The sequence below is a fragment of the Mycobacterium sp. GA-1841 genome (assembly GCF_001954135.1).
In the GTDB taxonomy this organism is placed as follows: domain Bacteria; phylum Actinomycetota; class Actinomycetes; order Mycobacteriales; family Mycobacteriaceae; genus Mycobacterium.
This window is the reverse complement of sequence record NZ_MBEQ01000095.1, coordinates 116407-137339: the sequence shown is the minus strand read 5'-3', so window position 1 is coordinate 137339 and position 20933 is coordinate 116407. Positions and strand designations below refer to the sequence as shown.

At 66.0% G+C, this 20933-nt stretch carries 20 protein-coding genes; 8 read left to right on the top strand and 12 right to left on the bottom strand.

The window, feature by feature from the left end; genetic code table 11:
* Positions 1 to 265: 265 nt before the first annotated feature.
* Positions 266 to 1765 carry a hypothetical protein gene (locus A5740_RS22910; protein WP_139335302.1) on the top strand — a complete coding sequence of 500 codons (1500 nt, stop codon included), beginning with the start codon at positions 266 to 268 and terminating at the stop codon, positions 1763 to 1765.
* Positions 1766 to 1829: 64 nt separating this feature from the next.
* Here A5740_RS22910 and A5740_RS22905 read toward each other — a convergent pair whose 3' ends face one another.
* Positions 1830 to 3260: a hypothetical protein gene (locus A5740_RS22905; protein ID WP_076197881.1), complete on the bottom strand. Its 1431-nt coding sequence runs from the start codon at positions 3258 to 3260 to the stop codon at positions 1830 to 1832.
* Between the two features lie 381 nt (positions 3261 to 3641).
* Here A5740_RS22905 and A5740_RS22900 point away from each other — a divergent pair, with 381 nt between their 5' ends.
* Positions 3642 to 4481 (top strand): mycofactocin-coupled SDR family oxidoreductase, encoded by an 840-nt coding sequence (locus A5740_RS22900; protein WP_076197903.1) that lies wholly within the window; start codon positions 3642 to 3644, stop codon positions 4479 to 4481.
* Here the strand turns inward: A5740_RS22900 and A5740_RS22895 are convergent.
* Positions 4474 to 5067: a TetR/AcrR family transcriptional regulator gene (locus tag A5740_RS22895; RefSeq protein ID WP_076197879.1), complete on the bottom strand. Its 594-nt coding sequence runs from the start codon at positions 5065 to 5067 to the stop codon at positions 4474 to 4476. The two genes, A5740_RS22900 and A5740_RS22895, sit on opposite strands and share 8 nt — an antisense overlap.
* Positions 5068 to 5206: 139 nt before the next feature.
* On the opposite strand from A5740_RS22895, the gene A5740_RS22890 reads away from it, so the two are divergent.
* Entirely contained in the window at positions 5207 to 5443 is a 237-nt protein-coding gene (locus A5740_RS22890) for a ferredoxin (RefSeq protein WP_076197877.1), read from the top strand.
* 3 nt (positions 5444 to 5446) lie between these two features.
* Entirely contained in the window at positions 5447 to 6730 is a 1284-nt protein-coding gene (locus A5740_RS22885) for a cytochrome P450 (protein WP_076197875.1), read from the top strand.
* On the opposite strand, the gene A5740_RS22880 is transcribed toward A5740_RS22885, so the two are convergent.
* From A5740_RS22880 to A5740_RS22845, 8 genes are all read right to left on the bottom strand, one after another.
* A complete protein-coding gene (locus tag A5740_RS22880; protein WP_076197873.1) occupies positions 6711 to 7946 on the bottom strand; it encodes an NAD(P)/FAD-dependent oxidoreductase in 1236 nt (411 codons plus the stop codon). The genes A5740_RS22885 and A5740_RS22880 overlap by 20 nt on opposite strands.
* Positions 7943 to 9343, bottom strand: a complete 1401-nt coding sequence (locus tag A5740_RS22875; RefSeq protein ID WP_076197871.1) for an NAD(P)/FAD-dependent oxidoreductase — start codon at positions 9341 to 9343, stop codon at positions 7943 to 7945. Before A5740_RS22875 ends, A5740_RS22880 begins: the two co-directional genes overlap by 4 nt.
* On the bottom strand, positions 9340 to 10764 hold the full coding sequence (locus tag A5740_RS22870) for an FGGY family carbohydrate kinase (RefSeq protein ID WP_076197869.1): 1425 nt from the start codon (positions 10762 to 10764) through the stop codon (positions 9340 to 9342). Before A5740_RS22870 ends, A5740_RS22875 begins: the two co-directional genes overlap by 4 nt.
* Positions 10761 to 12251, bottom strand: a complete 1491-nt coding sequence (locus A5740_RS22865; RefSeq protein WP_076197867.1) for an amino acid permease — start codon at positions 12249 to 12251, stop codon at positions 10761 to 10763. The genes A5740_RS22870 and A5740_RS22865 overlap by 4 nt, the downstream gene beginning before the upstream one ends.
* Before the next feature lie 86 nt (positions 12252 to 12337).
* The gene (locus A5740_RS22860; RefSeq protein WP_076197865.1) at positions 12338 to 13117 is read right to left on the bottom strand and encodes a DeoR/GlpR family DNA-binding transcription regulator; all 780 of its coding nucleotides are present in this window, start codon (positions 13115 to 13117) and stop codon (positions 12338 to 12340) included.
* Between the two features lie 180 nt (positions 13118 to 13297).
* Positions 13298 to 14095 carry a carboxymuconolactone decarboxylase family protein gene (locus A5740_RS22855; protein ID WP_076197863.1) on the bottom strand — a complete coding sequence of 266 codons (798 nt, stop codon included), beginning with the start codon at positions 14093 to 14095 and terminating at the stop codon, positions 13298 to 13300.
* Positions 14092 to 14892, bottom strand: a complete 801-nt coding sequence (locus A5740_RS22850) for a mycofactocin-coupled SDR family oxidoreductase (protein ID WP_175616333.1) — start codon at positions 14890 to 14892, stop codon at positions 14092 to 14094. The genes A5740_RS22855 and A5740_RS22850 overlap by 4 nt, the downstream gene beginning before the upstream one ends.
* Entirely contained in the window at positions 14892 to 15722 is an 831-nt protein-coding gene (locus A5740_RS22845; RefSeq protein ID WP_076197861.1) for a mycofactocin-coupled SDR family oxidoreductase, read from the bottom strand. The genes A5740_RS22850 and A5740_RS22845 overlap by 1 nt, the downstream gene beginning before the upstream one ends.
* Before the next feature lie 84 nt (positions 15723 to 15806).
* Between A5740_RS22845 and A5740_RS22840 the strand changes: the two genes are divergently transcribed.
* Positions 15807 to 16367, top strand: a complete 561-nt coding sequence (locus tag A5740_RS22840) for a TetR/AcrR family transcriptional regulator (RefSeq protein ID WP_076197899.1) — start codon at positions 15807 to 15809, stop codon at positions 16365 to 16367.
* On the opposite strand, the gene A5740_RS22835 is transcribed toward A5740_RS22840, so the two are convergent.
* Together A5740_RS22835 and A5740_RS22830 are read right to left on the bottom strand one after the other, a co-directional pair.
* On the bottom strand, positions 16364 to 17131 hold the full coding sequence (locus tag A5740_RS22835) for an alpha/beta fold hydrolase (RefSeq protein ID WP_076197859.1): 768 nt from the start codon (positions 17129 to 17131) through the stop codon (positions 16364 to 16366). The two genes, A5740_RS22840 and A5740_RS22835, sit on opposite strands and share 4 nt — an antisense overlap.
* A 48-nt stretch (positions 17132 to 17179) precedes the next feature.
* Complete coding sequence (locus tag A5740_RS22830; protein WP_076197857.1) at positions 17180 to 17950, bottom strand: IclR family transcriptional regulator; 771 nt, start codon at positions 17948 to 17950, stop codon at positions 17180 to 17182.
* Positions 17951 to 18112: 162 nt separating this feature from the next.
* On the opposite strand from A5740_RS22830, the gene A5740_RS22825 reads away from it, so the two are divergent.
* From A5740_RS22825 to A5740_RS22815, 3 genes are all read left to right on the top strand, one after another.
* Positions 18113 to 18874, top strand: coding sequence for a CoA transferase subunit A (locus tag A5740_RS22825; RefSeq protein WP_076197855.1), 762 nt, complete (start codon positions 18113 to 18115; stop codon positions 18872 to 18874).
* Positions 18871 to 19527, top strand: a complete 657-nt coding sequence (locus tag A5740_RS22820; protein WP_076197853.1) for a CoA transferase subunit B — start codon at positions 18871 to 18873, stop codon at positions 19525 to 19527. Before A5740_RS22825 ends, A5740_RS22820 begins: the two co-directional genes overlap by 4 nt.
* A gap of 97 nt (positions 19528 to 19624) precedes the next feature.
* A complete protein-coding gene (locus tag A5740_RS22815) occupies positions 19625 to 20917 on the top strand; it encodes an MFS transporter (RefSeq protein WP_254849306.1) in 1293 nt (430 codons plus the stop codon).
* Positions 20918 to 20933 lie beyond the last annotated feature (16 nt).

The window sequence follows — 20933 nt, the reverse complement described above, 5'->3', positions numbered from 1 at the left end:
GCCCCCCCCCCCCCCCCCCCCCCCACCCCCCGCCCCCATCACCCTTTTAAAAAATTCCCCGCCCCCCCCTCATGGGGGCGCCCCCCCCCCCAGAGGGGAGGGGGCCCGCTACATTGTATTACCTGGGGTTTTCTCAAAAGTGGGACAGTTTTGACGGGTGTCGAGTCTGGGTAGAGGTCAGGGTAGCCATACCTATTGAAATTTAGAGTAACCTAAGCTAACTTTTGGTCGTTCCACAGTCAATTATCAGCTTCAGGAGACTCAGTTGCCCTATCCTGCCCTTGCTTCCTCCGGTGACACCGCATCGGTAAACCGGAAGAACAAGTTCCTTATCGCCAGCGTCGCCATGGTGGGCGCCAGCGCCATCGCGGTGACCCCGGTTGCCCAGAACACCGCGGTCGTCGAGCAGGCCAAAACGCTTGCGTACGACCTGACGGCCGTCATGGATGCCACCGCGTCTCCGCTCGACGTATACGGCGAGCTGTTCGAGACGACATTCAGCAACCTTCAGCATCTCGGCGGTGCGGTGGCGGCCAACCCGGCACCGCTGCTGAGTCAGATCGTGGAAAACCAGCTGGGCTACGCCGAGAAGGCCGGCGCGGCGTTCGAAGCCATCCCCACGAACCTGCAGAAGTGGTACGACGGTGCCAAGGGTAAGGCGATGTTGGATGACGCCCAGGCAAAACTTCAGGAGGGTGACCTCGCCGGGGCGTACGAGTTGTTCAACCACTCCATGCTGTACGCCTTCCAGGGTGCGTTCGGTTCGTTGATCGCTCCCGGGTTCATCCTCTCGGGAATCCCGCGTGGTCAGGGCCAGACCTACCAGACCGGCATCCCCGAGCAGATTGCGCAGAACTTCACGAACCTGATCGCTGCGACTTTCACCTCGACCGTCGTCGTCAGCACCTTGTTCCAAGGGGCTGTCGCAATCGTCAGCGGCCCGGCGTTCGAGCTCGCTCGTATTGCCGACGCGCTGAGCACCACGGTGGCCGCCGGTGATTTCGAGGGCGCCCTCAATGCCGTGGTGAACACGCCGGGCATCCTCGTCAATGCTGCGCTCAACGGATTCAAGTACGCCGACCCCGACGAGTCGGGAGAGGGTGGCAACTCCGAGTGGCCGGCGTTGCTCACCTGGGCCGAGCCCGGTGAGCAGGGGGGCACTCGGATCGTCCCGGGCCTGCTGCAAAACCTGTTGGTCAACCTGCCCAAGGCCTTCGCCGAGGCGATCGACAACACCCCGCCGGTGGTCACCCCGGAGGCGGACGCGGCACGGACGATCGCCGTGGCTCAGGAAGTTACCGACGAGCTGACTGTTTCGCCGTTGAGCAAGTTGGCGAAGTCGACCCTCGTGCCCGTGAAGGTCGAGACGCCGGCCATCGAGCCCGCAAAGGTCGAGACCGCGGTTGAACCCGTCAAGGAAGAGGTCCTGAAGGAAGAGACTCCGAGCATCGAGGCGGCGCCGGTCGCGGCGGATGACAGCGCTGCCGTGACCACGCCGGCCGTCGACAAGACCGCCGAGGCCAACGCCAACGCCGATGGCACGACCACTGGCAAGGCCAAGATCTCGGACCGCATCAAGGCCAAGTTCAGCGAGGCCAAGGAAGCCCGGCAGGCGAAGGCCGCCGCGGCCAAGGAAGCCAAGGCTGCGGCCAAGGAGGCCAAGGCTGAGGCGAAGAAGGCGAAGGCCGAGTCGAAGGCTCAGTCGAAGAAGTCCAAGGAATCCAAGTCCAAGGAGTCCAAGAAGGATTCTGGTTCCTCTTCGTAGGTAGCGCGTCGACGTAGCTGGGCCCCACCCGACAGGGTGGGGCCCAGTGTCATCTACGCCGTGATCACGCTGCGGACTTGTGGCCCGACTGCTTCTTGGCGTGCTTGCTCTCACTCTTGGACGAGCTCTTGGACGAGCTCTTGGCGGACGTGCCGCCGGTGTCCGAGGAGGCGGCCTTGCTCTTCGAGCCCCGCATCTTCTCGCCGAGCTTCTTGGCGGCCGCGTGCAGCCGCGATCCACCCGGTTTCCCTTGAGTGCTCGACTCGCCCTTCGCCGGTTTGGCCTCTTCCGAACCGGTCTCCTCGGTCGCGGTGGCGTCCTCGCCACCGGTAGACGCGACTGTCGCGTCAGCGGTGTCGGTGTCGGTGGCGGTCTTGGCGGTGAGCGCGCTCTTGGCGGCCAGAGCGTCCTTGCTGGTCGCGGTGTCTGCCGTCGAAGCGGCTGCGTCCTCGGCCGCCTCGGCGGCGTCGGCGCCGGCGCTGATGTCGGTGACAGAAGTCTCGACGGCATCGGATGTCGTCGAATCACTCACCGGCGAAAGCGCATCCGTCACCACAGCGGCTCCCGTCGTGGAGGCCGTGACGGACGAAACCGTGGCGGTTGTCGTGGCGGTCGAGTTGGTGATGGCGGCGGCGATCTTCTGCGGGATCGTGACCAGCAGCTGAGAGATCGGGCCACCGCTGGCGCGAGTTCCCTTGGGAGCGAACAATCCTGACCACGCCTCGGTGGTGTCACCGTCGTTGTAGTCGAAACCGTTCAGGAAGGCATTCGCGATGATGCCCGGTGCGTTCACCGCAGCCGTCAGGGCGGCTTGGACGTCTCCGGACGAGAAGGCCGCGGAGATCGCGTCGTTGACCCGTGATGCCTCGAACGCCGCGCCGCTCACCGGCGCGAAGAGCGACTGGAACAGGCCGTACACCAAGGTTCCGGAGCTCGACACCGCGGTGACCGCGTCCGCGAAGTTCTGTGCGATCTTCGGAGGAATCGTGAACAGGACGTTGAAGACCGGCAACACCGAGTTCTGCAGGCCGAACAGGAAGAACTTGTTGAAGTTGTCGTACGCGGTGTTGAAATCGCCGGCTTCGAGCGCGGTCTGGATGGCGGCCACATAGACCTTGCCCGCGCTTCCTTCGCGGCCACCGTTCTCGTACCAGTTCTCCAGGGTGGAGGGAATCGCCTGGATGGCGGTGCCGATCTGCTCTGCGTACCCCTGTTGGTTTGCGGCGATCGTGCTCAGGACCGGGAACGGGTTCGCCGCGAGCTGCCCACCGAGGGTGCTGATGTTCGTGATGGTGTTGTCGAACAGCTCGCCGTATACGTCGAGCGGAGATGCGGTGGCGCTGGCCACCAACTCGACGGCTCGGTGCTGTGCCTCGATCAGGGCGGGACTGGTGGCGATCGGATTGATTGCGATCACGCTGGCACCCAGCGCCGCGACCCCGCCGACGACGAACTTGTTCATGCGCCCGCCCGACCAGGGAAGTGCTTGTTGCACGACTATCTCCTCTTTCGATTTAAACGCCGCCCCAATGACGGCGCTCAGACGTTAGCTGAGGTTTACCTAAGAAACAATAGGTATGGCTAACCACATTTAGGTGAGCTATATACCTGTGAACTTCCTGTGTGTGGTTGTCTGTGGCAGGTGATCTGCACAGGTCGGAAGAGTGGCCGCCGCGCTCGCCGACCCTGACGATCGGGGCTCGGGCGGCTATGTGCCACCTGAGAGTTGGCTGTGAAGCAACCTATAACCAGGCTTACGGGCATCCGGGGGCGCCGCCGTTGGGCATTGATCGGCTGATCAGCTACACCCTTGACATCTGGAGCGGCAACTCCCATAGTTTGATCGATCGATCAAACAATCGTTGGAGGGATGCACATGACTGGTCGGGTTGAGGGCAAGGTCGCCCTGGTTACCGGCGCGGCGCGCGGGCAGGGCCGCAGTCACGCGCTGCGGTTGGCGCAAGAGGGTGCGGACATCATCGCTGTCGACGTCTGCGCGCCGGTCACCGATACGAGCGCGATTCCGGCGTCGACGCCGGATGATCTGGCCGAGACCGCGGATCTGATCAAGGGTCTGGACCGCCGCATCGTGACCGCCCAGGTGGACGTGCGCGATTTCGATGCGCTCAAGGAAGCTGTCGACAGCGGTGCCGAGCAGCTGGGCCGGCTCGACATCGTGGTGGCCAACGCCGGAATCGGCAACGGCGGCAATCTGCTGCACGAGACCAAGCAGTCCGACTGGGACGACATGATCGGCGTCAACCTGTCCGGCGTCTGGAAGTCCGTCAAAGCCGCAGTGCCCCACATCCTTTCCGGTGGCCGCGGCGGGTCGATCGTCCTGACCAGCTCGGTCGGCGGCCTCAAGGCCTACCCGCACACCGGCCACTACATCGCGGCCAAGCACGGTGTCATCGGGCTGATGCGTAGCTTCGCAGTGGAATTGGGCCAGCACTCGATCCGGGTCAACTCCGTGTGTCCGACGAATGTGAACACCCCGATGTTCATGAACGAGGGCACGATGAAGTTGTTCCGCCCGGATCTGGAGAACCCGGGCCCCGACGACATGGCCGTGGTGGCCCAGTTGATGCACGTCCTGCCGGTCGGCTGGGTGGAACCGGTGGACATCAGCAACTCGGTGCTGTTCCTGGCCTCGGACGAGGCCCGCTACATCACCGGTCTGCCGGTCACCGTGGATGCGGGCAGCATGCTCAAGTAGCGGTTTGGTCGCTGCCGAACCGGTGCAGAAAGCGTTCGACGAAGGCGCGGAATTCGGCGTGGCCCTCGGTCACGCCGACCGCCTCTTCGTTGCACAGGCTGCGGGCGGACTGGGTGAGCAGCATCGACATCACCACCGGCGGAAACTGCTCCATGTCCACACCGTGGGCGCGCAGCACTCCCGCCATGGCGGTGGCCTCGATGTCGCGGACCCGCTCGGAGTACGCCTTGAGTTCGGCGCCGATTGCCTTGCGGTGGTTGGCCAAAGCCATGAACTCGGTGTTGAGCCCGGTGACGCGGGAGTCGGAGTTGATCAGCCAAAGGGCACGCAGTGGGTCGTCGTTCGTCACCGCTTCGCGCATCCGGGCCAACGCCGCGTCGGCGCCGCTGCGCAACACCGAGATGAACAGGTCGTCGAGGGTGTCGAAGTAGTAGTACACCAGCGCCGAGCGCACTCCGGCCACTGCCGCGATGCGGCGGGTGGTGGCGGCAGCGTATCCCTCGTCGCGGATGACCTGGGCAGTTGCCTCGATCAGTCGCTTGCGCGTGCCGGCGTCCTTGTCCTTGGCGCCACGTGCCGCCGGCATCAGCGCGGCCTCCGAAAACCATTGCCCGACAAGGCATGTTTGCGGCCTAAAGCCATCCTTGACCGCTCACGGTCGGGGGTGGTAAGCATGAGCCATCCTAACGGTTTGATCGATTGATCAAATTCAGAACTGAGGAAAAATGCCCGACGACACGAGCAAAACCAGGGTCCGGGTGGACGCAGGCCTGTGTGAGGGCCATGCACTGTGCATCCAACTTGCTCCCGAAGTATTCGACCTGTCCGACGCCGAGGTGGCCAGCGCCGCCCCGGCGGACGGGCAGTGGGATGAAGATACCTGGAACACCGTCAAATCCGCCGTCGACGCCTGCCCGCGTCAGGCGATCAGCCTCCTCGCCACCAGCACGAAAGGCCACTGAGCCATGACCGATCTCGCCTCCGTCGACTATTTCGCCGACCCGGCCGTCGCCCAGAATCCCTACGAGTACTACGAATACCTGCGCAGCAACGGACCGGTGTTCACCGAACCGCATCACGGTGTGGTCGCGGTGACCGGATATCAGGAAGTCATGGCGGCCTTCAAGGACCACGACTCGTTCTCGGCGGTCAACGCGATCGGCGGCCCGTTCCCGCCGCTGCCGTTCGAACCCGAAGGTGACGACATCACCGAGCAGATCGAGGCGCACCGTCACGAGTTCCCGATCTTCGAGCACATGGTGGTGATGGACCCGCCGCAGCATGAACGCGCCCGCTCGTTGCTGAGCCGGTTGCTCACCCCGCGGCGGCTCAAGGAGAACGAGGACTACATGTGGCAGCTGGCCGATCGCCAGCTCGACGAGTTCATCTCCAACGGCCGCTGCGAGTTCCTGTGGGAGTACGGCAAGCCGTTCGCCACCCTCGCCATCACCGACCTGCTCGGCGTGCCCGAGAATGACCGTGCCGAGTTCCGAATGGCCCTCGGCGCGGGCCACCAGCCGGGTAGCCGAGTGGGGGCGCTCGACGGTGAAGCGGTGGGGCTCAATCCATTGCAGTACCTGGACGACAAGTTCAGCGGTTACATCGCCGAGCGGCGGGAACATCCGCGTAACGACGTGCTCGGCGGGATGGCCGCCGCGACGTACCCGGACGGATCGATCCCAGAACTTCTCGAGGTGGTCCGCCCGGCGACGTTCCTGTTCGCGGCCGGACAAGAGACCGTCACCAAATTGCTCAGTGCCGCGGTGCAGACGTTGGGGGACCGGCCGGAGTTCCAGCAGCAGCTGCGCGAAAACCCCGATCAGATCCCGGCCTTCATCGAGGAGGCCTTGCGTATCCAGAGTCCCACCAAGATCGACTTTCGGTTGTGCCGCAAGACCACCACGCTCGGTGGCGTGCCGATCAAGGCCGGCACCGTTCTCATGCTGTGCCTGGGTGCGGCCAATCGGGATCCGCGTAAATTCGAGAACCCCGATCAGTTCCGCATCGACCGCCCGAATGTGCGGGAGCACATCGCGTTCGGCCGCGGTATCCACACCTGCGCCGGAGCGCCACTGGCCCGGGTCGAAGGGCAGATCACCGTGGCCCGTCTGCTGGACCGGATGCGCGACATCGCCATCGACGAATCCGTGCACGGCCCGGCCGAGCAGCGCCGATACTCCTACGAGCCGACGTTCCTGCTGCGGGGTCTCACCGAACTGCACATCACCTTCACCGAAGCGAAAGGCTGACCGGACCACCGCGGAAATCGACGCCGTCGAGGATGCTCGACGGCACCCGGAACATCCGCCCGGGTGAGGCCGGCCAGGCCAAGGTCTTGCGTCCGATCACCCGACCGTCCTGACGCGCAACCACTTTCGGTATCCGCACCAGGGCGTCGGTCCACAGCAGTAGCCGGTGTCGGGACGGCGCCGGATCGCCCGGCCGCAGCAGGCCGGGGGCCACCCACCGCAGCGGCGCAACCGTTTCGATGCGGACCGCCTCGTCGCGCGCGGTGACGCCGTTCAGGTGGCGCCGCACCTGGGCGGCCACATGCCGTCCGTCGAGCGCGGCGATGTCGGCGGTGTCCACCGGGTGCAGCAGGTTGCCGATGGCGAACACGCCGTCGCGGCTGGTCCGCAGCGCGGTGTCGACGACCGGCCCCAGGCTCTTCGCATCCATGTCGAGTCCGGCGGCGCGGGCCAGCTCGTGGTCGGGAATCCAGTCCCCGGTGAACACCACGGTGTCGCAGGCCACGATGCGGCGTTGCCCGGTGCGGATGTTCTCGATCTCGACGCCGACGACGACGCCCCTGCCGATGATGCGGGTGACGCGGGTGGTGGTGGCGACCTCGACGCCGAGCAGCGGGGTGCGGCCGGCGAGGTTGAACACCGCATACGACTCCGGTGACGGGTACTCGCTTGTCATCAGCACGGTTTCGCATCCGGCGTGTTTGAGGGTCAGCACGGCCGAATAGCTGACCAGCTCGGCGCCGACGATCACCGCACGCGTGCCCACACGGCGGTGCTGCAGGTGCACGGTGTTCTGCAGCTGCCCGGTGGTGTAGACGCCGGCGGGCCGGTCGCCGGGGATCAACCGGGCCGGACGGGGGCGCTCGCGGGCGCCGGTGGCCAGGATGACCGCGCGGGCGTCGAGTTGTTCGCGCCCGGCCGGCGAGGTGAGCTCCAAGGACTTCTCGCCCGCCCAACCGGTGACCATCGTGGCGGTTCGGATCTCGGCACCGGCCGAGGTGGCCGCGCGGACCAGGCGACGGGCGTACGCCGGCCCGCCGATGAAGGTCAACATGTCGCGGATGCCGTAACCCGGGTGGTCACTGTGCCGCGGAATGCCGCCGGCCGCCGATTCACGTTCCAGCACAACGGTAGTCAGTCCGCTGCCGGCCAGCTCGGCCGCGGCGGTCAGGCCGGCCGGACCCCCACCGACGATTGCGACGTCGTAGGCGCTCACTTGTTGTTCTCCTGACGCTCGCGCTCGAACACCGACTGCACCTCGGCACCACAGAAGAATGCCTGGCAGCGGCCGTTCATCACGCGGGTGCGTCGGCGTAGCCCCTCCAATGCCGCCGGTGGGATCACGGAACGGCAGGCATCGCGCAGTTCTCCTTCGGTGACCCGCTCGCAGAAACACACGATCCGGCCGTAGGCGGGATCGGCTTCGATCTTCTCGGCTTGTTGGTAGGGGCGGGGGAATGCTTCGCCGAGGTTCGGCATCCGCGGCGGTGTGGGCAGTTCGGCGGCCGGGGTCAGTTCCAGGCCGGCCGAAACCAGTTGTTCGCGGGCATATTCCCCGATGGCCATGCCTGCGGTCAGTCCGGTGGAGCGGATACCGCCGACCAGCAGGTAGTGCTGTGTCGGGTCGGCCTCGATCAGGTAGTCACCGTGGTCGATCGCGGCCCGCAGCCCGGCGTATGTCGCGGTGACTTCCTCGTCGAGCAGCCCCGGCATCAGCCCGCGTCCTTTCTCCAGCAGAAACTCGAAACCGTTCTCGGAGGTGCCCGTTGCGGTGCGGTCGGTCAGGTCCTCCGAAGTGGGGCCGAGCATGACGTTGCCGTAGATCGTCGGACTGACCAGAACGCCCTTGCCGCGCGAGGTCGGCACCGGCAGCACGATCTTGTCGACCAGGGGCCGGGCCAGCTTGTCGTAGACGATGAGTTCGCCGCGGCGTGGGGTGACGGTGAAGCGGGTGAAGCCGAACAGGCCGTCGATCACGTCGGCACCCAGCCCGGCCGCGTTGACCACCCACCGGGTTCGCACCGGACCGGCAGTGGTGTGCAGCGTCGTTCCCTCGGTGTCGCTTTCGATGCGCTGGACCCGATGCTTGGTGAGCAGCGTGGTACCGCGATTGACGGCGTCGGTGGCCAGTGCCAGGTTGGCCGTCCAGGTGCAGATGATCGACTCGCCGGGCACGGTGAGGCCGCCGAGGGCGCCGGGCCCCAGCGCGGGAACAGCGTCGTATACCGCGGCGGAATCCACGATCTCGCACCGGTGGTAACCGTTGGCCTCGGCCTTCTCTTTCAGACTGGGCAGTGCGTCGAGTTGTTCGGTGTCCCAGGCCACCAGGATTGCGCCGGTGTGTTCGACCGGTATTCCGGTGTGGGCCGCATAGTCGGACAGCAACTGGTAGCCGCGGCGGACCATGGCCGATTCCAGGGTGCCGGGTTTGGCGTCGAAGCCGGTGTGCAAAATCGCGGTGTTGGCCTTGCTGGTGCCGTCGCCCACATCATCGCGGGCCTCGAGCAGAGCGACCGACAGTTGGTATCCGGACAGTTCGCGGGCGATGGCGGAGCCGACGATGCCGGCTCCGATGACCACGACGTCATAGCCGTCGGAGGTCGGGGTGTTCATGAAATCTCCTGTTGATACGTGGTTTCGGCCAGATCGCGCCAGGCCGAACGGAATTCGGCGGCGCGCTCCGGGCTCCATCGCGGTTCATAGGTGGCCGCCGGGGTCCAGTCGGTGACGACGTGGCGCACCGACTGTTCGGGCGCCAGGCTGAGCCGGGCCAGCGCGGCGGCACCCAGAGCGGTGGCGTGCGCCGACGGATACACGTCGACGGGCACCTGCAGGATGTCTGCGCAGGCCTGCATCAGCACCGTCGACTGGGTGAGCCCGCCGTCGGCGCGCAGTCTGGTCAACGGCGGTGCGTCGGCCTCGATCGCCGTGACCAGTTCGGCGACCTGCGCCGCGATGCCCTGTAGTACCGCGAGCACGACATGTCCACGCCCGGTGGACAGGGTCATTCCCGAGATCGACGCGGTGGCATGGGATTTCCACCACGGCGCGGCCAGGCCGGCCAGAGCGGGCACGCACAGCACACCGGCGTTGTCCGATGCGGCGACGCCGTCCATCTCGGCGGCCCCGCTGATCACTCCGAGGGAGGTCAGCCATTTCACGGCCGACGCCGCGGTGTAGACCTGGCCGTCGATGCAGAACGAGTCGACGCCGCCCAGCCGCCAGGCCACCGAGGAGGTCAGTCCCGCGGTGGAGCGGACCGGGTTGGTCCCGGTGTTCGACAGCAGGAAAGCCCCGGTGCCGAAGGTGCATTTGGCCATGCCCGGCTCCAGGCACGCCTCGGCCAGCAGTGCGGCCTGTTGGTCCACCACGATCCCGCCGATCGGCACGTTGGTGCCGAATGCCGATGTGGTGCCGACGATCTCGTCGTTCGCGGCGATGCGAGGCAGGTGTTCGCCGTCCAGGCCGAACACGTCCAGTAACTCCGGGTCCCAGTCCGGGGCGCCGAGTTCGACCGCGGCCGAACGACTGGCGGTGGTGGCGTCGGTGACGAACTCGCCGGTGAGCTGATGCAGCAGCCAGGTGTCAGAAGTCGTGACCACGCCTTCGGTCTGTACATTGCGGCGCAGCCACGCCATCTTCGGTGCCGAGAAGTACGGGTCGAGCACCAGTCCGGTTCGGGCGGCGAGCATCTCGGCGTGCTCGGCAAGTCCGGCGCACAGGGCTTCGGCTCGCCGGTCCTGCCACACGATGGCCTGGGTCAGGGGTCGGCCGGTGTCGGGGTCCCAGACCAGCACGGTCTCGCCTTGGTTGGCCAGTGAGACCGCGTCGATCGGGCGGCCGGCTTGCGCCACGGCGGCGCGCCCGGCGCCGAGCACGGACTCCAGCAGTTCTGCCGGGTCCTGCTCGACGCCGCCGCCGTCGAGATAACGCGGATGTACCGCCACCTCGGCCAAACCGACCACGCCGTGTTCGGGGTCCACCACGATCGCCTTGGTCCCCGAGGTGCCTTGGTCGATGGCCAGAACCGTCATTTCACGGAATCTCTGGTTTCGCTTGCCACGTCGTCCAATTCGGCGTCGATCGAGGTCATCTCAGGCATCTTGAGACCTTCCTTGCCGCGGGTGACCAGCAGGTAACCGAGGTAGACCGCACCGATGGCGACCATCGCCAGGACGTAGAGCCACGGATCTTTGAACGAGGCATCGCGGAACAGGGCCAGCACGAAGACCAGCCAGATCACGGCGACCACCAGAACCGGGATCTCCCAGCGGCCCAGACGGAAGCCTTGGCTCGGAGGCAGCTTCTTGCGGGTGGCGATGTAGAGCGCGACGGTGATCGCGTAGATCGTGGCAGGTAACAGCGTTGCCGCGGAGAACAGCTTGAACAGCGCGTCGGTACTGGTGGAGAACAAGCCGAGGATCACCGAGGAGATGAGGAACATCGCGACGGTGGCGTTCAGCGGCGTCCGAAATCGGGGTGAAACCTTGTGCAGGGCTTGCCAACCCGGGAAACGTTGGTCTCGTGACATCGCCCAGACCAGGCGCACGCCGCTCATCGTGATGACCAGACCGCAGGCGAAGATTCCGACGGCGACGAAGATGAGCAGCGCGGTGCCGACGAATGAGCCGAGGATGTCACGGATGACGTCGGCGATCGGGGTACCCGATTGGGCCAGTGTGGTCGGGTCGTTGACGGCGGCGGTCACCACCAACAGGAACAGGAAGCCGAGTACACCCGACGCCAGCACCGCCTGCCACATGGCGCGCGGCACCACGATTTCCGGCCTCTTGGTTTCCTCGGCGAGGTTGGCGGCCGATTCGAAACCGACGATGGTGAACGCGCCGAGCAGGAAGCCGAGCATCCACGGACCCGCCGATGTCGCCGTGCCGAAGCTCCAGTAGCCGTCGGCAGGGATGTCGCCGCGGGAGAACAGGTTGCCCATCGACAGTTTGTGCGCGATCACGCCGACGATGAACAGCAGCACCACCAGCGCGACCATCACCAGCAGTTCGGCGGTGACGGCGAAGTTGTTCACCCGTTCGGTCCACTTCGTGGACAACCCCACGAGCAGGGCTTGCAACAGCATGACCCCGGCGGTGATCAGGAAGCCGGTCAGCGCGGTGCCCTGGAAGTCGAACAGCGCGGGCACCACGGTGGCGGCCACGGTGTAATCCACTGCCACCACGACGATGGCCAGGAAGGTGAATGAGATCCAGCCGGTGATCCAGCCCAGGATCGGGTTGGCCAGCCGCGACACCCACTGGTAGGCGTAGCCGGTCACCGGGATGCGGGCGGCCAGCGAGCCGAGCAACAGTGCCACTGCCACCTGGCCCACGATCACGATCGGCCAGGTCCAGATGCCCAACGGTCCGGAACTGTTGAGCACGCTGCCGTAGGTGGTGAAGATGCCGGTGGCGATGGAGACGAACGCGAAGGCCACGGCAAACGAGGCGAATTTGCCGGTGCCGCGTTCCAGCGTCTCGGTATAGCCGTAGGCCGATATGGAAGAATTTGTCATGGATCGGGCTTTCTGCGGGAAATTGTCTGTTTCGCGAAGGGATGGCTCGGTCCGCGGGCGACGCTGCAACGGCGCCCGCACCCGTTTCAGGCGCTTGCCGGTCGCGCCGGCATGACCACACCTCCCGTCTCCTCGAGGGCCGCGGCCACTGCGGGGTCGGTGTTCTCGTCGGTGATCAGCCCGTCGACCGCGCTCAGGTCGCAGACCCGGTAGGGCGCAACCTTTCCGAGCTTGGAGGAGTCGGCCAGGATGTAGCTGCGGGCGCTGTTGGCGATGATCGTGCGGCGCACGTCGATCTCGTCGAGGTGGAAATCGGTCAGCCCGGCCGCCGCGTCGACACCGCCGGAACCCAGCAGCGCGATGTCGGCGTAGACGTCGGTGAAGAACGCCTTGGTATGGGCGTTCGAGCAGGCCAGATCGCCGGCCCGGACGCGGCCGCCAGCCAACAGCAGTTCGATTCCGGGGCGGTCGGCCAGTTCGACGGCGACCGGCAGAGACGGGGTGATCACGGTGCCGGTGAACCCGCGGGGGATCGCCCGAGCTGCTGCGACGGCGGTCGTCCCGATGTCGATGATCACGGTCTGCCCGTTTTCCAGCAGACCGGCGGCCACCCGGGCCAGCTGTGCTTTGGCCTGGTGCCGGATCATCGTGCGCTCGGAGTAAGACGGCTCGATGGGGCGCTGGTCGGCCACCGCGGCGGCGCCGCCGTGGACCCGGCGCAGCTCCCCACGTTCTTCGAGAAGTGCCAGGTCACGCCGGATCGTCTCGGCTGATACCCCGAGCCGGCGGACGAGTTCGTCGGTGCTGATCGCCTGGGCGGTGCCTACGGCCTCGACGATCGCCTCATGACGCTCAACCGGCAGCACGTCTGACCGTCGATGTGGATTTCTGACCGAACATGACGGCTATTGTGGGGTGTTGCCTGGCTCACGTCAACCCGAGCGCGGAACGGGCCCGGACGAGCGTGAAGACGATGGCGACATTGCTGCAGATTCTCGCGATCGTCTTCACAGTGGGCGGCCCACCGAGGTGGGTGTAACCGACGATCAGCCCTCGGTGCGCGATTCCTCGAACACTCGCTGCTGCTGTTCTCGGATCACCTGGTTGAGGTTCGATGCCTTGGGCCAGCCGTAGTACGCCGCGAAATGCAGTGCCAGTTCGTCCATCTCCTCGAACGAGACATCACCGCTCTTCAACGCGGCGTAGACGTGACTGAGAATAGGCAGCGGCGCATCCTGGAATGCCACGCAGGCCACCGTGATCAAGCGCCGTTCCTTCATGCCCAGCCCGGGGCGTAACCACATCTCGCCGAACACGAAGTTCAGAATTCCGGCCCCGGAGTAGGGATTGTCGCGGGTCGGCGCGAACGGGATGCAGTTGATGTCGCGGAAGGACTGTTCCCCGCAGAGCAATCGGTCTTCCGGATCGCTCGGCGTGGGTAGCGGCAACAGCGGTTCGGAAGCCGGCGGCGTCAGCCCGCGTTCGCGGTGGATGCGCTCCCACTGCTCGTCGACCATCATGTTGAACCACGAGGCCTTGGGCCAGCCCGCATATACCGCGAAATGCAGCACGGCTTCCCGTATTTCGACGATCGACACGTCCCCGCTGTTGAGCGCGGCGTACACGTGATCGCGCAGTGGCCCTTCGGCGTCGGCGGCCGCCACGCAGGCCAGCGTGACGAACCGCCGGTCGCGTCGGGACAGCCCGGTGCGCGGCCACACCTCGGCGAACACGAAGTCGATCAGGTTGGCAGTCGCCGGCGAGTCGTCTTCCGGTGCCGGGAACGTCATCACCTCGGCGAATTCGCGTCTGCCCCGTTCGGTCCGGGTGTCGGCGGCGGTCATCGGATCGTCGCCCCGGCATCCACCTTGAACTCCAGTCCGGTGACGTGCCGGGCTTCGTCGGAGATCAGGAACAGCACCGCGTTGCTGATGTCGAGTGCGTCGGTCATCTGGATCGGCAGTGCGTTCTGGAAGATCGGCCCCAGGTCTTGACGGGTTTCGTGGATCAGGGTGTGCAGGGATTCGGGTCGCAGCCCGGTGGCGACTCCGGTGGGATGCACGGTGTTGACCCGAACATTGACTGCGGCAAGCTCGTTGGCCAGCGCGCGGCTGAGCCCGACGACACCGTGCTTGGATGCCGTGTACGGGGTGTGCAGCGGTGAGCCCTTGAGCCCGGCCACCGAACTGACGTTGATCAGACTGCCGCCGCGGTCCACCAGGTGCGGCAGGGCGGCCGCGCAGGTGTTCCAGGTGCCGATCAGGTTCACGTCGACGACGGTGCGCCATTGGCCGGCGGTGGTGGTGTCCCAGGTGCCGGCGGTCAGCACTCCCGCGTTGGCGACCGAAGCGTCCAGGCCGCCGAGCTTCTCGACGCCGTCGGCCACCGCGGCGCTCAACGCCTCACCGTCGCGCACGTCGACCACATATGTGAGGGCTTGACGGCCCAATTCCGTGACGAGACGGGCTGTTTCGTCGAGATCATCGCGGGTGGCCAAGGGATACTCCACCTCGGGCAGTGATTCGCAGATGTCGACGAGGATCACGTCGGCCCCCTCCTCGGCCAGACGTACCGCGTGGCTTCGGCCCATGCCGCGTGCTGCGCCGGTGATCAGCACGCGTTTGCCGGTGACGCGCCCCATCAGAGCTTGTTCGTGAAGCCGGCGTCGACCGGGAGGGTGACCCCGGTGACGTATTTGGCCGCGTCGGAGACCAGGTAGCTGATCGTCGCGCTGATGTCCTGTGGTTCGAGCAGTTCCACCGGCAGTGGGTTCTGCAGGTGGGGTCCGCCGTCGGGGTAGTTCTCCAGGAACGCCGTCATCGCCGGGTTGACCGCCATCATGGTGTTGACTGCGGTCGGATGCACGGTGTTGACCCGGATATTGTGCGGGGCAAGGGCATTGGCTAGGGTGCGCATCAAGCCGACGATGCCGTGCTTGGATGCCGCGTAACCCAGCCCACCGCCCTGTGATCCGCCGAAGCCGCGCAGCCCGGCGGTGGAGCTGGTGAACACGATGGATCCGCCGCGCCCGCCGTCGATCAGGTGGGGAATCGCCGCCTTGGCGGTATGGAATGAGCCGACGAGGTTGACTCCGATCGCATCGGTCCACATCGCGAGGTCCTCGTCGATCGTCACCTCCCGGAACGCGGTGGGCGCGATGCCGGCGTTGGCGAGCACGATGTCCAACCGTCCGAACTGCTCGACGCCCACGTCCAGGGCCGTCTTTAGGGCGTGGAAGTCACGCACATCGGCGACCGAACCGAGCATCTTGCCGCCGGCCGCCTCGACCAGGGCGACCGTCTCGTCGAGCTCGTCGCGGCCGGCCATGGGGTAGGGATTGGAGGCGATGTCGGCGCAGATGTCGACACCGATGATGGCTGCACCTGCACTGGCCAGCGTCACCGCATGACTGCGTCCCTGGCCGCGGGCGACCCCGGTGATGAAGGCGACTTTTCCGTCCAGATTGCCCATTGATCCTCGCTTCGCGAATGGCTGTAACCGTGTTACAGCGGTACGGTAACCGGGTTACTCGTCGACGGCAAGGGTGTGTTCGAAGTGGCAGAAGAACGGGACCGGATTCTCGACATCGTCGTCGAGCTCCTCGAAACGGAGGGCTATGACGCCGTGCAGCTGCGTGAGGTGGCGCGTCGGGCCAAGACGTCGCTGGCCACGATCTACAAGCGGTATGCCACCCGCGATGAGCTGATCTTGGCCGCGCTGGATTCCTGGATGGCAGAGAACCGGTATTCGGGAGTGACGGGCCAGGTGCGCGAGCCGGGGGAGTCGCTCTATGAGGCGCTGATGCGGATGTTCCGCACCCTGTTCGAGCCGTGGGAGAAGCACCCGGACATGCTGCGGGCCTACTCGCGCGCCCGAGCCGCTCCGGGTGGGGACCGACTGGTGCGCCGTGGGCTCGATGCCGTGATGCCCGCGGGCCTGTCGATCCTGGCTGGGGTCGACGAGGCATTTGTGCACGACTTCGACAACATCCTGACCAGCCTGGTGTTCGGTCTGGTCGGACGCTTCACCGCGGGCGAGATCGCCATCACCGAGATCGTGCCGAGCCTCGACCGGACCATCTACTGGCTCACTGCCGGGTACGCGGCGCGGCGTTAGACCCGCGCGTCGATGAACTCCACGATCGCCGCGGCCACCTCGCGGTGCGTCGAGTCATTGAGAATGTCGTGCTTGCCGCCGGCAAACTCCTTGAACTGCAACGGTTCTATCTGTTCGGCGTAGGCCTGTACCGCGCCGATCGGCGCGATGACGTCGGCCGTACCGTGCAGTGCCAGCGTCGGCACCGACAACGTCGGCAACTCGGCTCCGAAGCGGTCCCAGGCCCGGTCGAGTTCGCGGGTGAGCGCGGCCCCGTCGGCGTCGACGAAGGCCAACGGATCGTTCTCCAGGGCGTCCAGGTAGAACGGGTCGGACGACAGCCAGTTCGGGTCCAGGTCCAGTGCCGTGTCCGCATCCACCAATTCGGGTATTGGCGCCAGTGGCGCGCCGGAGATGATGCCGGCGCGATACCGGTGCGGCTCGCCCAGCAACCGGAACAGCGTGACCACCGAGCCGAACGAATGTCCTTGTGCCACCAGCGGTATGCCCGGAGTTTCCTGTTCGGCCAGCGCGGTCAGGGACTCGGCCAACGCCGAGCTGTCGTCGATCGAGCCGAAATCGCCACGGGTTCCCGGGGTGAGGCCGTGGCCGAATTGGTCGACTGCCCACAGGTCGATCCCAGCGGCGTTGAGTGCGAAACCGTAGCGGTGGTAGACCCCGGTGTGTTCACCGAACCCGTGCAGGAAGACGACGGCGGCACGGGGTTGCGGGGTGGCCCAGTGCCGGTAGTAGGCGCGGCCGCGGTCATGCTCGACGAAAGGCATACGTTCCACTGCAGCAATACCGGCTCTCGACCGCAAGGGTTCTGCCGATCACTTTCGCTTGAGTCGTTGGCCGAGGGTGTGCGCGGCAAGCAGAAGCGCTTCCCCGAGGGCGGCCTGGCGTTGAGCTCCGAACCGCATCTCCACACCGGTCAGGCTCAACGCCCACATGGGCTGGCCGAGTTCGTTGAACACCGCTGCGCCGATGCCCCAGCTGCCCTCCACGATCAAGCCCGGGTTGACCGAGTAGCCCTTGATCCTGGTTTGGTGAATGCGGCGGCGAAGCTGGGCGGCCGAGTGCGTCTCGCCCCAATCCGCAGTCAGGTCGACGCGATCGAGATAGGCCGTGATCTCCGGGTCCGGCAGGTGCGCCAGCATGACGATCCCGGCCGAGGCGACACCGAGCGGAAACCGCTTGCCCGGATGCAAGACGTGGGAGCGCAGCGGGAAGCTGCCTTCCTCGGCGCTCACGCAGATTGATTCGTCGCCGCGACGGGCGGACAGGAACGCACTCTCGCCGGTGTCGCGCGCCAACGTGCGCAGGATGTCGGTGGCCAGCGGGGCCGCGTCGTACCGGGCGGCGGCCACCGAACCGAGCAGGTACACCTCCGGGCCCAGGAACCACAACCCGGTGTCGGGCGCCCGGTCGACGAGGCCTTCGCCGGCCAGCGCGGTGAGCATCCGGTGCGCGGTCGCGCGCGGCATGTTTGTCGAGCGGGCGAGCTCGGTCGTGGTGACACCGTCGGAGCGGGCATCGGCGAGCGCGCGCAGGATCGTCGCGGCGCGTGTGATCACCGGAGTGCCGGATTCACCTTCAGCCACAGTTCCGACTGTAGCGTCCACTCAGTGGACGCCATTGCCGCCCCGCGTCACCTGAGCGGACAGAACACCTTCGATGGGCCACCAAGTCTTGCGCTCACCAGCTCGTTGGTGATGTCCTCGCCTGGACAAGTCATCCACTGAACAGACGCAGGAGCATCGAGTATGGCCGGTAAGCACGTGGCTGACGTCCGCGAGGCAGTTGCCGACATCGGCAACGGCGCATCGCTGGCCGTCGGCGGATTCGGACTCTGCGGCATCCCCGACAGCCTGATCCAGGCCGTCGCCGATACCGGGGTCGGGAATCTTTCGGTGTACTCCAACAACTGCGGTGTCGACGGCGTGGGCCTCGGCGTGCTGCTGGGTCTCGGCCGCATCGCCCGCGTCACGGCCTCCTATGTAGGGGAGAATAAGGAGTTCGCCCGGCAGTACCTGGCCGGAGAACTCGAAGTGGAGCTGACGCCGCAGGGCACGCTCGCCGAGCGGTTGCGGGCCGGCGGAGCCGGAATCCCGGCGTTTTACACCCCGGCCGGAGTCGGCACCCTGGTGGCCGACGGCGGATTGCCGTGGCGCTACGCCGCCGACGGCTCGGTTGCCGTCGCCTCGCCCCCCAAGGAGACCCGCGAGTTCGACGGGCGTCGCTACGTCCTGGAGACCGGCATTCACGCCGACTTCGCCCTCGTTCATGCCGCCCTCGGCGATACCCAAGGCAACCTGGTGTTCGACAAGACCGCGATGAACTTCAACCCGCTGGTCGCGATGGCCGGCCGGATCACCATCGCCGAAGTTGAAAAGCTGGTCGAGCCAGGTGAATTGGACCCCGAGCAGGTCCATCTTCCCGGTGTCTTCGTGCAGCGCATCGTCGAGACCGGGCCGCAGGAACAACGGATCGAGAAGCGCACCGTGCGCGAGGAGGTGTCGGCATGACAGATTCGGTGATCACCAAGGGATGGACGCGGTCGCAGATGGCCGCCCGCGCGGCGCGCGAACTGTCCGACGGGCAGTACGTGAACCTCGGCATCGGCCTGCCCACGCTCATTCCCGGATACCTCGACCGCGACGTGCACGTCACGCTGCATTCGGAGAACGGAATCTTGGGCACTGGCCCGTACCCGACCGCCGACGAGATCGACGCCAACCTGATCAACGCCGGCAAGGAAACCGTGACGGTTCTGCCCGGCGCCGCCTTCTTCGATTCGGCGTTGTCCTTCGGCATGATTCGCGGTAGCCACATCGACGTCGCGGTGCTGGGCGGCATGCAGGTTTCCCGCCATGGCGACCTGGCCAACTGGATGGTCCCGGGCAAGATGGTCAAGGGCATGGGCGGGGCGATGGATCTCGTCCACGGCGCCGGGCGGGTCATCGTGTTGATGGAGCACGTCGACAAGTCCGGACAGCCCAAGATCGTAGAGAGTTGCACGCTGCCGCTGACCGGCGAACGGGTTGTGCATCGCATCATCACCGACCTTGCGGTCATCGACGTCACCGGAGACGGCACTTTGACCTTGGTCGAGACCGCACCGGATCTCACTTTCGACGATGTTCAGGATGCGACCGGTGCCAAACTGACGCATGCCTGAAAGTGAGTCTGCGTACGAAATAACGTCGAGCACGGCGGACGCCGAGTCGCGGGCGGACAGGCCGCCGTCAGGGCTGGGCCGTGTCGTCGCCGCGTCGATGGCCGGCACGGTGGTGGAGTGGTACGAGTTCTTCCTGTACGGCACCGCCGCCACCCTGGTGTTCAGCAAGGTGTTCTTCCCCGGGATCGGCAGTGAGCTCGACGCCATCCTGGCCGCGTTCCTCACCTACGCGGTCGGTTTCGTCGCACGGCCGTTGGGCGGCATTGTTTTCGGGCATTTCGGCGACAAGTACGGCCGTAAGAAGCTGCTGCAGTTCTCGTTGCTGCTGGTCGGCGTCGCCACCTTCTTGATGGGATGCCTGCCGACCTACGATCAGATCGGCTACTGGGCGCCCGCGCTGCTGGTGGTGTTGCGTTTTCTGCAGGGGTTCGCCGTCGGCGGTGAATGGGGTGGGGCGGTGCTGTTGGTCGCCGAGCACAGCCCGAACCGCAGCCGCGGGTTCTGGGCCAGCTGGCCCCAAGCCGGTGTGCCGGTGGGCAACATGCTGGCCACCGTGGTGCTGTTGGTGCTGACCGCGACGTTGTCCGACGCGGACTTCCTGTCCTGGGGTTGGCGGGTGGCGTTCTGGCTCTCGGCCGTGGTGGTGCTGATCGGGTACTACATCCGGACCCAGGTCACCGACGCCCCGATCTTCGTTGTGGCGCAACAGGAAGCCGCGCAGATCAAGGCATCGTCGTTCAGCGCCGTCGAGGTGCTGCGCCGGTACCCGCGCGGCGTGTTCACCGCGATGGGGCTGCGGTTCGCCGAGAACATCATGTACTACCTGGTGGTCACGTTCTCCATCACGTATCTGAAGGTGCATGCCCACGCCGAGACCGACTCGATCCTGCTGTGGCTGCTGGTCGCGCACGCGGTGCATCTCGTGGCCATCCCGCTCGTCGGCGCCCTGTCCGACCGTTTCGGGCGCCGGCCGGTATACCTCGTCGGTGCGCTCGGCACCGGAGCGTGGGGGTTCTTCGCCTTCCCGATGATGGACAGCCACGACAATGTGGTCATCCTGTCAGCGATCGTGCTCGGGCTGGTGTTCCATGCCTTCATGTACGCCCCGCAGCCCGCGTTGATGTCCGAGATGTTCCCGACTCGAATGCGGTATTCCGGTGTGTCCCTTGGTTATCAGGTGACGGCTATTGTCGCGGGATCGCTCGCGCCGGTCATCGCGGTGCGCCTGCTGGCCGAGTTCCACTCGTCGGTGCCGATCGCGATCTATCTGGCCGGCGCCGCCGTCGTTACTCTGGTCGCCCTGTATTTCGCCCGGGAGACCAAGGGCATCGATCTGGCGGAGGTTGACCGCGCCGACGTGGAAGCTGTCGACTCGGCGCTCAAGGCGTGAAAGTACGGATCGAGGC

Excerpts from the sequence above, each read along its gene's own strand:
- A5740_RS22890 (WP_076197877.1), top strand. The coding sequence starts at position 5,207 with ATGCCCGACGACACGAGCAAAACCAGGGTCCGGGTGGACGCAGGCCTG.
- A5740_RS22895 (WP_076197879.1), bottom strand. The coding sequence starts at position 5,067 with ATGCCGGCGGCACGTGGCGCCAAGGACAAGGACGCCGGCACGCGCAAG.
- A5740_RS22885 (WP_076197875.1), top strand. The coding sequence starts at position 5,447 with ATGACCGATCTCGCCTCCGTCGACTATTTCGCCGACCCGGCCGTCGCC.
- A5740_RS22875 (WP_076197871.1), bottom strand. The coding sequence starts at position 9,343 with ATGAACACCCCGACCTCCGACGGCTATGACGTCGTGGTCATCGGAGCC.
- A5740_RS22820 (WP_076197853.1), top strand. The coding sequence starts at position 18,871 with ATGACAGATTCGGTGATCACCAAGGGATGGACGCGGTCGCAGATGGCC.
- A5740_RS22845 (WP_076197861.1), bottom strand. The coding sequence starts at position 15,722 with ATGGGCAATCTGGACGGAAAAGTCGCCTTCATCACCGGGGTCGCCCGC.
- A5740_RS22900 (WP_076197903.1), top strand. The coding sequence starts at position 3,642 with ATGACTGGTCGGGTTGAGGGCAAGGTCGCCCTGGTTACCGGCGCGGCG.
- A5740_RS22825 (WP_076197855.1), top strand. The coding sequence starts at position 18,113 with ATGGCCGGTAAGCACGTGGCTGACGTCCGCGAGGCAGTTGCCGACATC.
- A5740_RS22850 (WP_175616333.1), bottom strand. The coding sequence starts at position 14,892 with ATGGGGCGCGTCACCGGCAAACGCGTGCTGATCACCGGCGCAGCACGC.
- A5740_RS22865 (WP_076197867.1), bottom strand. The coding sequence starts at position 12,251 with ATGACAAATTCTTCCATATCGGCCTACGGCTATACCGAGACGCTGGAA.
- A5740_RS22835 (WP_076197859.1), bottom strand. The coding sequence starts at position 17,131 with ATGCCTTTCGTCGAGCATGACCGCGGCCGCGCCTACTACCGGCACTGG.
- A5740_RS22815 (WP_254849306.1), top strand. The coding sequence starts at position 19,625 with ATGGCCGGCACGGTGGTGGAGTGGTACGAGTTCTTCCTGTACGGCACC.
- A5740_RS22855 (WP_076197863.1), bottom strand. The coding sequence starts at position 14,095 with ATGACCGCCGCCGACACCCGGACCGAACGGGGCAGACGCGAATTCGCC.
- A5740_RS22870 (WP_076197869.1), bottom strand. The coding sequence starts at position 10,764 with ATGACGGTTCTGGCCATCGACCAAGGCACCTCGGGGACCAAGGCGATC.